2 protein-coding genes are annotated in these 12,787 nt (G+C 64.6%); both read right to left on the bottom strand.

Features of this window, described 5'->3' with window-relative positions; translation table 11 throughout:
* Positions 1-2: 2 nt before the first annotated feature.
* Positions 3-6,344, bottom strand: a complete 6,342-nt coding sequence (locus AC07T0_RS10115) for a hypothetical protein (RefSeq protein ID WP_495001044.1) — start codon at positions 6,342-6,344, stop codon at positions 3-5.
* Positions 6,345-6,434: 90 nt separating this feature from the next.
* Positions 6,435-12,782: an NEL-type E3 ubiquitin ligase domain-containing protein gene (locus AC07T0_RS10120; protein ID WP_495001045.1), complete on the bottom strand. Its 6,348-nt coding sequence runs from the start codon at positions 12,780-12,782 to the stop codon at positions 6,435-6,437.
* Positions 12,783-12,787: the final 5 nt, after the last annotated feature.

The raw sequence follows: 12,787 nt of genomic DNA on the forward strand, positions 1-12,787 counted from the left end.
GGCTAATCCTGCCCGGTCTCGATATTGGCCGGTATCAGCCGGGACAAGGCCTCACGCGTCAATCCGCGTAACCATTCGTCACGCCGCCTCAGATACTCGCCCTGCAACGCCTCGCCACGCTCGCGATACTCCTGGGTGTTTTCTCCCTCCAGCGCGGAATAGTCGAAAAACTCACCGAAGCGCGCGTCATGCTCGGCAAGATGGCTGTCCTTCATAAACCCCTGCCACTGGCTGTTGCTCATCAGGATATTCTCCAACCCTTGCGTTTGCTCGGCGTGAAGAATGCGCTGGCGCATCGGATCCAGCACCCCGAGTTCAAGGTCCGTCACGACCACATCGGCCAGGAACAGCGGCGGCAGCTCAAGGTCCCCGAGGCGATAGGCATAGGCCCGAAAACGTGCCTCAGGGTCCGGCACGTTCTGCTGGCGCACCTCCTCGGCCAGGGTGAAAAAGCGGAATTTCCCCCGCACCAGGCCAAAGAGCACTTGCTCCGCCTCTTGAATATCGGCCTTGCCCCGGGCGAGCGCATAAAACGCCTCCAGTTCCAGTTCCCGGAAGACATCAAACGGCAGCGCATCCTGCAACCCGGTGTAGTGGACGATATCGAACTGCCGGTCGCGCAGTTCGGGGTCGCGTGAAGCCGAGGTGAGGACAAACTCCAGGTGCTCGATCAGGCCCTGGCGAACCGAATCCCAGGCCTCCAGATACAGATCGGGAAGCGTGGCCAGTTTGCTGAAGAAGCCCAGGAATTCCTCGCCGTTCTCGGCAGCCAGGCGCTGCCAGGCCTCGGTCAGTGCCTGGTTGCGGTTTTCGATACGACTCCATAACCACAGCTCGAGCCCCTCCAGGTCAGGCACATCGAAACCCAGACGCGCATGGGGATGGCTCAGTTTGAAATACTGCAGACGTAGCCGCGCATCGTTTGACAGCGGGTTGTCGGCCAGGGCAATCGCTGGCGGTTGCCGGCCTTCGTCAGGCGCGACCGCCAGGGACTCGAACACCCGCCCGGGAATGTCGCGGATAAGGTTATCGCCCAGGTTGGCCTGTACCAGGTGGCGCAACCGCTCGATGCCGTCCGGCAGGGTCTCTATCCGGGTCTGATGAAGGTCAAGTTTTTCCAGCAGGTGCAGCTCGCCGAGCGCGGGCGGATGGCCGAGGGGATTGTGGCTCAGGTCCAGGTGCACCAACTCGCTCATGCCGGACAGGCGTTGATGGCCGCCCACGGGAAAGACGATCCGGTTATCCCTCAGCGTCAGCCAACGCAGATCCCGCAGCGGCCCCTCCAATGCCGGGAGATCAGTCAGGCGGTTATGGGACAGATCCAACTCCTGTAGAAACGAAAACTTGCGCAGAAACTGGTCGAGAAACACCGGTGCTTCCAACGCCATGTCACGCATCAACAATTGTGTGACGTGAGAAAAATCCGCGCTCGCCGGCAACAGCGGAAAGCGCTTCACCTCCAGGTTATCCAGGTTCAGTTGGTAGCCGCTGTCCCCATTCAAATGCGGATAGGCGTACAGGACTTCCCGACGCCAACACTGCTTGAGCCGTTTCGCCAGCTGATACAGATGCGCCGGTCTCTCGGGATGGTAGGCCGTCTGGCGCCAGCGCTTGAGATGGCCCCTGAGGGTATTCAACTCGGCACCGCGCTGCTGGATCAGCCCCTCGCGGCTGGCCAGATCGCCAGCCAAGCGCTCCAATTGTTGCAGCGCTTCGTCATAGGAATAGCCCGAATACAAGGCGCGGAAACGCTTCAATTGCCGGCCCTGTCGACCTTCGCCACCACTCAATGAGTAGCCGATCCGGCCATCGGCCAGGCGTTGCGGCGGCACGAAGCCGGGGATCTCGGGGCGCATGCCCAGCAGCCGTTTGGCTCGCCCGCGCTCGCCGACCGCCGCCCGCGCCAGGTCACGCCGCAACTCGCTGGCAAAACCGCTGGGCACCAGCGCCGTGCGCGCCGTTTCCGGCAGCACGGCGACGATCGCCGGAAGCAGTTGGTGGCTCGCCGGTGGCAGGCGATTGCCCGGGCCGGTGGCCGCTGCGTAGCCCGCACGGGTCTTGACGATCAGCGCGCGCCGCGCCGCCGCGTCAGCGCCGACGCTGTCGAGCAACGGCCCGCTCGGCGAGTTTTCGCGCACCTCGATGCGCAGGTCGTCCGGCCAACCCGGCAGATATTCCAGCAGGTGCAAGGCCAGGCGCTCGGTGTCGGGGTTGATCAGGCTGTCGACCTGGAAACCTTCCAGCGCCCGCCCGAGCCGGACATCCTGAATCCACCAGCGCGCTTCTTCGGCCATGGCCAGGGGCAGCTTGCCGGTTTCGCGCAGGCCCCGGCGCTGTTCGCTGTCGGCGCGCTCGACGATATCCCGCGCCACCCGTTCCGGCAGGCTGGGGAACAGCCGGCGAAGCAGCGCGGTCGACGGCTCGCTGGCGCTGTCCCGCGCCCGATCCAGCGCATTGCCCAGCAGGGTCTTGAGTGACTGCGCGTCCTCGCTGGTTTTTTCACTCAGCACCCGCACGCGGCCCTGATCATCCATGTCCCCCGCGCCGAAAAGCGCCACCCGCTCCTGTTGGTTCAGTTGTTCCAGCGCCCGGCTCAAGACCTTGTCGAGGCGGCGACTGGTCCCCAGCCGATCCAGGCTATAGCCGACGCGGACATGGTTGTCGACCCGCTCCAGGGTGTCCATCAGCAGGCCCGGTGCCCGCGAGCGAGTCACGTGGACTTTGCGCAACTGGTCCTCGCTGACATCACAGATCGCCATCAACTGCCGCGCCAGCTCATCGGGTTGCGCCGCCGCCCGATGGCCCAGACGCCGAAACAGCTTCAGTCCTTGCCACTCCAGCGGCTGCTCCTGTTCATGCCACCAGGCACCGGCGCCGTTATGCTCAAGCTCCAGTCGGTAGGCGCCAGGCAAGCTCGGATGCTCGATGCCCCACTCGTCGAAGCGCGGGTCATGGTCGACCTCGAACACCGCGTCATCCAGCGCCAACCAGGTCTTATCCCGCCAGCGATACAGTCCCAGCGCGTCGGGCTCCAGCTCCGCGGGCAGGCTGAGGGATTGCCGGTAGCTGTCCGCCGAATCGTTCCAGGGGCGTATATCGCCGTCGTCGCTACGCCGCTCGGTCAAGGCATCACCCACGTCGCGCCGCAGGATCGCGACATTGTCGGCACTGGCATCCTGGATCCCCAGTTGCAGCTGCTCGCTACGGCTCAACGCCGTATTGAATGCCTTGTAGAAGCTGTCGGTGCCGGGCAGGACCGGACGTTCCACCTGCCGGACCGTATCGAATACCGCATAGCGCCCCTGGCCATGATGGCGCAGCAGTACCCGCTTGCTCGCCGACTCCTCGACAACCGCAGTGGTGTTCGCTCCCGGCTCGACCTCGCCGATCTCCAGGGTCACTCCCAGTTTGTCTTGCAGCAGCGCCGTCATGCCTTCGCGGGCCCAGGCATCCGTCGATGCATTCCAGGCCCGGCGCTGATAAATGCCATCGAGCGACTGTTCCAGGCGCAGGCTTCTGGCCGCTTGCGCCAGCGCACGGCGCGGGCCTTCCGGCAACTGGCCGGTTTTCAGGAACGCGCCACGTTCGGCCGGTGACAACGGATGGCTACGCAACCATTCGGCAACCCGCGCCGGGGACAGGTCCGGGTGCAGCAGCAGGGCCTGGTCCAGCACGGCCGGGCGCGGCGCCCGCGCCACCGGGAGAAAGCGGCGCAGACCCGGCGCCAACTCCGGCCGCTCGGAGCGGGTCCGCGCCGGATAGCGGCTCAGCACTTCGAACAGCGGCAGTTTCTCACTGATCGCCAGGTCACCGACACGGCGCCGGAGGATCGCGACCTGGCTCGAGAACGCCTGGCCAGGCGCGGCCGGCCGCCGCAACGCCGCCTCGGCCGGCAATAATCCGAGAATCAAGCCGAGCGGTCCCAGCTGGTGATCGGCGATCGCCTCCGGCGCCGCGTGATCGACGTAGCCGCCATCTTCCAGGCGGCGTAGCGAGAGGGTCTGGCGGTGTTCGGCCAAACGGTCTTGTTTGCCGTAGGCCTCCAGCAACCGACCCTGCCGATCATAAATGCCCAGGGCCAGGTCGTCCGGCCAGTCCGGCAATTGCGTCAGCGCCGAGAACAGCGCCCGGTCGCCTTCCTCGGGTAACGGTTGTCGCGATGCCAGCGGTGCGGTCACGGCTTGCAGGGCGCGGTCGGTGTTATGCCGTTTGACGGTATCGACCAGCGCGGCCGGTGCCGGCTCACCCGCCCAGACCTGCTGCAGGGTCTGCGAGGTGGTGCCACTGATCCGGCTCAGGCGGGTCACTTCGCCACGGCTCAGCGGCCCGCAGGGCAGCAGCCGCTCGCCCAGTTGCGTCATGCTCGGCGGCTCGATTTTCGCCAGGTCCAGCTGCCAACGCGCAAGGCCCGGGTCGAAGCTGACCACCGGACGGAACAGCGTCGCGTCCGGATGCACCAGCGTGTGTTGCCGGGCCAGCGGATCGTATGCCAGCTCGAACGCCCGTGACTCGCCCTCGACCGACAGTTCGGCGTATTGCTTGCCCTTATATTCGATCACCCCCGAGGCCCGGGGTTTGGCACCATGCAACAGGCCGATCTTCACACTGACATAACGGTCCAGCCGCGACGCCCAGAGGGCATGCCCGCCCGCCACCTCGACCCGGTGCACGGCGCCCAGGCAACGGCTCAGTTCCCGGTGCCGGCGTATCGACACTTTCACCGCGTGGCGATGCAGGCCCGCGCTGATCAACAGGTTGCCGATATCCACCACCGACTGGGCCAACTGCATCGGATGGCCCTTCGCCGCTTCCGTCAGGCCCTGGATGAAGTTGTAGCTCAGAGTGCCGAACAGGGCGATCTGCACCACCCGCCCCAGGCCACGCGCACCGCCCGGCACCGGCAGCAGCAACAGGCCGAGGACTTCGTCCATGACCGCGCTGACGCCCTCGATGAAGGCCTGCAGATCCTTCACCGAGCGCTCCACGGCCAACTCGTTGAGGTTCTGCCGGTCGCGTTCCAGGTAGTAGTCTTTCAGGGCCTGTGCCGGCGTCGTGGTCAGCGCCTGGTAACGCCACTTGAGGTCCTCGAGCAGCGGCGCCGGAAACACCCAGTGAAAGGCATCGTACAGCCCGCTGTACACCGCGTTCATTCCTTCCGGTCGTTCGTGGGGGCGGGCGATATCGCGCACGATCGCCTGGGCCTTGATGCTCAATGGTGCCAGGAACCAGTTGAGGCGCTGTTGCGCATTGTCCTCCTTGAGCTGGCGCTTGAAGTCAGCCTCGAACGTCGGCCGGTCGCGGTGATAGCGCAAGGCGCCGCCCAGCCGATTCGGGTAGTAGCTGAACAGCCCGTCGAACTGTTCGAGTTCAAAGGTCAACAACGGCAGTTCGAGAAAACTGGAAAACAGGTCGCTCTCGCCGAAAAGAACCGTACGCAACTGATGGCCGGGGTTGAGGCTTTTCAGGAGAGTGACGACGACACTGTCCTTGAGCTTGATCGACACGGCTTTGACCGTGACATTTTGCGGTGCATTCCACAAATCGTGGCGCAGGCGGCTGAACGGCGCGTTGCTCACTCCGGTCAGCGCGCCGTTGCGATACGCCTCATAGGGGCTGAAACGGATCTCGGCCCAGGCCACCTGCTCCAGGCCCCGGCTCAGTTCGCCGTCCTTGTCCAGGGCCTTGTCGACGCGCGCCTTGAGATCACGGCCCAGATCCAGTTCACGGGCAATTATCACGAAGCTGCGCACCGGCATCAGGGTCCCGGTGCTGATCTCCCCGGGTGGAAAACCGCGCTGGTAACCCGGCCCCGCTTCCTGGCTGATCCAACTGGCGCGCACCTGGGTCGAGGCGAACAGATCGCCGAAGCCATAGTTCAGGCAGGCCGCCTGCCACAGCGACAGGCTGTAGACATGGGCCAGGGGCGCATCGGGGTCGTAGGCGCGTCGGCCGCGTTGGCCCGGCACCCAACCCGCGCCGTCCTTGAACTCCATGTGCAGAGTATGGATATAGGTGTTTTTCGGGTCCAGGTCCTTGCCGGTGCGCTCCCGCAGTTTGTCCCGCAGGGCTTTCAAACCGTCCTGTTCAAAGGCGCGGGCGAGCTTGCCGTTGGCAAGCTCCACGGCCCGGTTCATCTGGGTGAGGTAACGGAACAGGCTGGCGTAGGTCAGCTTCTCGACCTCGTTCAGCGGTTGCATGGCCGCATCGGAAACAGCCAGCAGGTGCTTGCCGATATCGTCGAGCCGCCAACTCTCGCGGGAATGGAGAAAGTGCGCCTGCTCCTCGAGAAGATCTGAGGGGGCAGGCTCGACGCTGGGGTCGGCAAGGGGTGGGGAGTCGTCCATGGCTGCTCTTTTCATTGATGGAAAAAAGCAGCCTAACGTGCCCTCCCGAGGCCGCGGTTCTAACTAAATACGACAGCCGCCAATGGGCACTCAGGCACTGCCGAGCGGCGACACCCCCACTTTGCCCAGGGCCTTGACGGTCCAGTGCCGGAGCCAGGCGGCACGCCGGCGGGTGTACTGGAGCTGGTTCAGGCGGGTGCGCCAGAGGTGGCGGTACTCACTGTCTTCCAGGCGCTTGTCGAATTCCCACAGACGCCCGAAGACCCGCCGAAAATCACGCTCATGGGCGCGGATAAGAAAGTCGCTCCAGCTGTCATTGGCCACCAGATAGCCGATCAACGGCAGGCTCTCGGCATCGGCAGACTCCTCGTGCGGCTCGGGCGGCAATTCATCCGGCAACACCCCGGGCGGTTCTTGCGGTATCTCCTCGGGCAACGCTTCGCTCATGCCTTCAAGCAGCGTCTCAAGCCGAGCCTCGGGGGATTTGCCGGGTGATCCTTCAGGCAATGCCTGGGGCAGTTCCTCGCGCAGCACCTCAGCCTTGATGTCGCTGGCCTGCTGCTTGCCGACATGCACCGGATTGGCGGTAAACAGGCCGTTGAACTGGCTGGGCAAGGCCAGCTCAGCGGCCAGGGCATCGTAATAGGCGCGATACCAGAACAACGACCGCGCCGGATGCTTCCTGCCCACCGCGACGCTCAACACGCCCAGGCGGAACTGCCCCCTGAGCACGCTCAACAGACGCGACTCCACCGCCTCCTGATCCGTCAATCGCAAGGCTTCATGACAATCCACGCTCAACTCCAGTCGATTGAATATCTGGTAGCTGGTAAGGCCGACGACACGCCCTTGCGCCTCCAGGCGGAACACCTCTTCACACAAGGCGCGGTCTTCGGAGGCGGCCTTGATCAACCGCCAGACCCGCGCACTCAGGTCACTGCGTACCGGCTGATACTCATCATGGAAGAAATTGGGCGGAGAACTCATGCGATCGAGCAGCAGGAAAAACACATCGGCATTGGGCTGGTCCCTGACACTCTGCCACTGGGCGCTCCTTTGCGCGGTTTTCTCGGCGCCGTCGGCCCAGCGGTCAATCCCGAACAGAGACGACAGGCGCAGGCGACCCAGGCCGAATACCACATCATGGTTCTCGACGGTCTGTCGATAATGCCGAATCGACCTCAGCACCTGCGCTGACAACGGATTGCCCGACAGGTCCAGGCCGCGACAGAGTTGAGCGTGCCTGCTGAACAGCTCCACCGGTAGCTCACTGATCGCATTCTCGCGCAATTCGACCCGCACCAGGTCCCTCAAGGCCAGCAGCCCCAAGGGCCAGCGCTCGATACCGGTACGGCTGAGGCGCAGTACCTGCAATTGCTCCATCTCGCCGAAGTAGGGCAGTACGCCCAAGGGGTTGCCGTTGAGATTCAAGCGCTGCAGCCTGGTCAGTCCCGCCAGTTCCCGCGCCGTGCCCTGGGTCAGCTTCAACTGGTTGTTTTCCAGTGAAAGCTCTTCCAGCCTCTCCAGCGTCCCGATCGCATTGGGCAGGCTGCTCAAGCCGTTGCCGTCCATGCGTAACGTGGTCAGGCCGCTGAAGTATCTCAGGAAGCGGCTCAGATAGCGGGCATTGCCCAGCCGCATGTCATTCATCGACAGCAGGGCGACATGGCTGAAGTCGGCGCTCAGTTCGGGCAGGTCCTCGATCTCCAGGCCATCGAGGACCAGCTCATAACGCAGCGGCCCGAGGTCCTGGGCGATACTCTGGCGACGCCAGCAGTGCCTCAGGCGTCGGGCGATTTTACGGCGCCGTGGAATCCGGCTATCGCTGAACGGCAAGTCCATCTCCTCGAACTGCGGGGCGTACTGCCAACGCGCCAGGTCATCCTTCAACTGGCGGTATTCATCCTGCAGGTGTTCCACGGCCCTGACACGCGCCTCGAAGGTGGCACCGAGGTTGGCCAGAATCTCGGCGATTTGCGCATCGGAACAACCGCGATAGAGTTTTTTCAGCGGTTTGAACAGCTCCGACGGATACAGCCCCGAACGCCCGCGCCCGCTCAGCGGATAGCCCAGCACGCCGCTTTCCAGGCGCATCAGGCGTTGCGGCGGACGGCTCCAGGGCAGCACCGGCGGCTGTCCGAGCAGTTGCCGGATGCGGTTGCGATCACCGGCCACGCTCTGGAACATCAGCCGTTTCAAGTCCATCTCGACATCATCGCCGCCATGGAGCAGGTCCAGGGTCGTACGCTTCAACTGCGGCAACGCCTGCAACAGCGCCGCGAACGGATCGTCATCCAGCGCTGCCAAGCTGCGCGGCCCGCTGCTATCGGACTCGAATGGCTCATAGCCGCGCTCCGTCTTGACCAGGATCCGACGGACCGCGGCCGAGACCTCGCCGACACTGGCGATCAAGGGGCCGGTGGTTGTCTCGCGACGCAGCTCGATCCGCAGTGTCCGCGACCAGCCAGGCAAGCGCTCGAGCAACTGCAATAACAGGGTGTCACAGGCGTCGTTGCGCGTCGTGGACAGAAACAGGCTCTCGTACACCCGGCAGACTTCGATTTCGCGGCTCAGGTAGCGCGCTTCCTCGGCCAGGGCCAGGGGCACGCGCTTGTAGTCACGCATCAGTTGACGTTGGGACGAGTCCGCCTGCTCCGTCAGGTCCTGCGCCATGTCGACGCTCAATCGCGGGAACTGCTGACGCAGAAAGCTCACCTGGAGATCGCTGCCGGGATCACACTCGGCGACCTCCAGCAACGGGCTGTCCATCCGCGCCTGAAGGAAACGCCGAGCCACTTCACTCAACAGCGGTGCGCTGGGCTGGTTTTCGAACAACAACCGGCCCGGCAGCGCGTCGTCGACTGCGCTGATCGCCAGGATCTGGCGCGCCACGCTCGCGGAAAAAACCGCGGCGCCCGGTTCCAGGCGGCGAAACGCCGTGGGTCCGTCCCACGCCAGCGGGTTCTCGAACTCATGCCACCAACCGCCTCGGTCATTGTGTTCCAGCAGGGGGGCATAGGCGCCCTTGAGCCACGGATGGCCAATCCGCCATTCATCGAACCGCAGGTCCTGCTCGACCTGATAGAAGCGCTGGTCCAGGCAGACGAACCGCACACCGTCCTTGACGTACAGTCCCGGCGAGTCGGGTTCCCGATAACCCTCGGAGAGCGCCGGGCACTCATACAGCTCAAGCGCCAGGCCGACACTGCCATCGGGACGCCGCAAGGCGCCCAGACCGGCACCGAGGGCGTTGCGCAACGCTTGCACGTCAGCCGCCGAAACCATGCCCAGCAAGCCCAGCTCCCGGGTGGACAATGAAGCGGCGAAGGCCAGGTAAAAACTCTCGGCGGGCGACGACAGATCGAGGCTTGGTTGCCGGCGGCTATCGAGTGCCGTGTAGAGTCCTTGGCCATATCGGCGTAATGGCAGGTCCCCTGGGGCCGGGAGAAAGGCCCGGTCGCTGTCGACCCATTTCAGGGCCCGGCCCAGACGTTCGCTCACCACGCCGACGGCGATGGCCTGCAACCAGGCGTCGGTGTCTTCCTGGAACGCGCGGGCCTGGTAGATCCCATCCAAGGCCCGGCCCAGGGTGCTGAGCTGCTGCGTGTGCGCCAGGTTGTAACCCAGGCGGTAAGGCAGCCGATTATTGTCCAGCAGGATCTGGCATTGGCTCGACGACAAGGGGTTGTCGCGCAGGAATTGCGCCAGCCTGGCCAGCGACAGCTGTGGATAGAGCTGGCGGATTTTCCCCGGCAGCGCCGGCACGCCGGACGTGAGCACGGGCAGGTAGGCCCCCACTTCGGCCCCGAAGGCGTTGTCGCTGACATCGACCTTGATCCGCCCCGCATGGGTGCCGAGGGCCTCGAACAAGGGGCCCGAGCGCTCCCTGGCCAAGGCATTGACCAGCCGCCGAACCGTCTTGCTCCAGACTCGCCAGACCAGCGGATCGCTACCGCCGCGCAGCAGCGAGTCGCTGGGCAGCAGGCTGAGGATCAAGGCCAACACGCCGGGTTCATAACCACGCGCGGTGGCGACCGAGGAGTCACTCGGGACTTCGGTCTGCTCGATAAAACTGCCATCCTCCAAACGCCGGATACTCACCGAATGGGTGTACAGCTCCAGGCGCTGGCGCTGGCCATAGGCTTGCTGCAGTTCACCGTCCGCGGCGTGGACCTTCAGGCAGAGGTCGGCCGGCCAATCCCGCAACTCCGGCAGCAGGGAAAACAAGGCCCGCTGCGCGCACGGCGACAGCAGGGCCAGCTCCTGGTCGCCGGCCCTGAGTTCGGCAATGCCCCGATCGACCTCGAAGCGCTCCAACGCCTCGACCAGCGAGGCCTGCGGCACGCCGCCCGACCAAATCTGTTCCAGGTGCTCGCGGGACACCCCGCTGATATCGAGGATCTGCTGGGCCTGCTCCTGGTCGGCGCCCTTGAGCGCGATCATCCGTTGCAGTAGCCGGGCATCCGAGAGCTGATGACTGTCATCCAGGGACACCGACCAGCGCCGGGACGCCGGGTCGTAAAGCATTGGCGGATGAAACTGCCCCGCGTCGGGATGGGTCGCCCGATAGCCCTTGAGGGTCTTGTCGTACTCCAGCTCGACAGTCAGGTCCTGTCCCCGCTCCTTGACCTGGCCATAGAGTTTGCCGCCCAGGGGGCTCAGTCCCTGCTCATCGAATAGTGCGCTCAGCTCGACGCTCTTGCGCGCATAGGGCAGCAACGTCGGTTGCCACAGTTGGCTGGCGCCATCCGCCAATTGCACCCGGCGGTATTTGTCCAGGCGCTTGAACTCCTGGCCGATGTGCCGATAGGCCAAGCGCCCGGCGTAACCATGCAGCCCGGCCAGCAAGAGCATATTGGCGGTCTCCAATCCGGCTTGCAGCAAGGCCTGCGGATGCCCCTCGCCGGCGCCCTCGATCCCATCGAACAATTCCAGTGTCAGGTGCCCGGCCATCGCCGCCATCACCACCCGCCCGAGACTGCCCAGACCACCCGGCACCGGCGTCAGCAGCAGGTCGAGCAGTTGGTGCATCAGGCTGACAATGCCTTCCTTGACCGCGCGCAGATCCTGCTGGCCCTTGGGCACGGCAATCGCCTCGGTGTTGAGGCGAAAGCGCCAGCTGTAGAAGGTGCTCAGCGCCTGCTCCGGACTCGCCCCGGCGGGATGGTAGGCGAAGCCCAGGTCATCCACGGTGTGGTTCGGAAACACCCAATGGAAGGCGTCGTAGAGTTTATCCGCCAGCCAATTGAGCTGGGTCGGCTTGTGCTCGGGCTCAATCAGTTGCCAGAGCTTGCTCTGCTGTTCGAAGGCCAGCGAAGAGATCAGCCAACCTAGGGCCTCGCGGCTGTTGTCGGCCTTGAGCAGGGCCTTGAATTCCTCCTCGAAGGCCGCCAGCGATACGTGATGGCGCAACACGCCGTCAGGGCGCTCGGCGCAATAACTGTACAGGCCGGGCTCACCGGACACCCGCAGGATCAACGCCGGCAGATAAATGCCGCTGAGGTCGAACGACTTCAACGAGAACAGTCGCAGGAGCGCATCCGCGATACTCAGCTCGACGCGGGCCATCCGTCGAGCCAGGCTTTGCGGCAGTTGGATCGCCACCTGCTCGACCTTCAACCAGGGCGTTCCGCGCTCCAGGGCATCGCGCAGCGACTCAAACATGCCGCGGCTCATTCGGGTCTTGGCCACGTCCCTGGTGGCTTCGTACAGGTTGAAGCGAAACAGCTCGTGCACATAGCCGTGGATCAGCCGGGGCAGCAGCGCCAAGGGTTGCAGGGCCGTGTCGACGCGCTGCCGCAGGTCGGCGCCGAGGTTCAGCTCGCGGACAATGTGGATGAACGTGTCCACATCGATCAAGCTGCCCAGGTTGATATCCTCCTCGCCGGTGCCGTAGCTGATCCAGCGGCGCTTCATTTCGGGGAAGTCGAAAAAAGCGAAGTTCAGGCAGGCGGCCTGCCACAACGACAGGGTCGCCACGTCCACCGCGACGCCCGCGCTGGGGTCCAGTGCGCGCCGCTGCGGTGCCGCCCGACGTTTTTTGCCGGGATCCACGGCATAGGCGGTATGCAGGTAGGTGGTGCGTGGGTCCAGGTCCTGGCCGCAGTCCTGTTTGATGCGCGTGCGCAGGGCCTGCAGGCCGGCCTGTTCGAAGGCTTCGACAAAGCCCTTGCTCTCGGCATCCAGGGCGCCCTTGGCGGCGACCAGCGAGCGGAACAGCCCGAGGTAGCTGCGCTGCTCCATTTCCTCCAACGGGCGCATGGCGTCCTTGAACAGGTCGCTGAGATGATCGAGGACCTGTTGCCGCGCCCAGCTCTCCCGGGAATGCAGGAGAGTGGGTTGCCGCGCGAGGAATGCGCTGATCCGTGGGTCGATATCCGGCTCGGAAGCCGGCGCGGTCGATGGGCTGGATTGCGGTTGTTCCGCGGGTAGGTTCATGCTGC

It is taken from the genome of Pseudomonas sp. GW821-FHT04D07, from assembly GCF_059420225.1.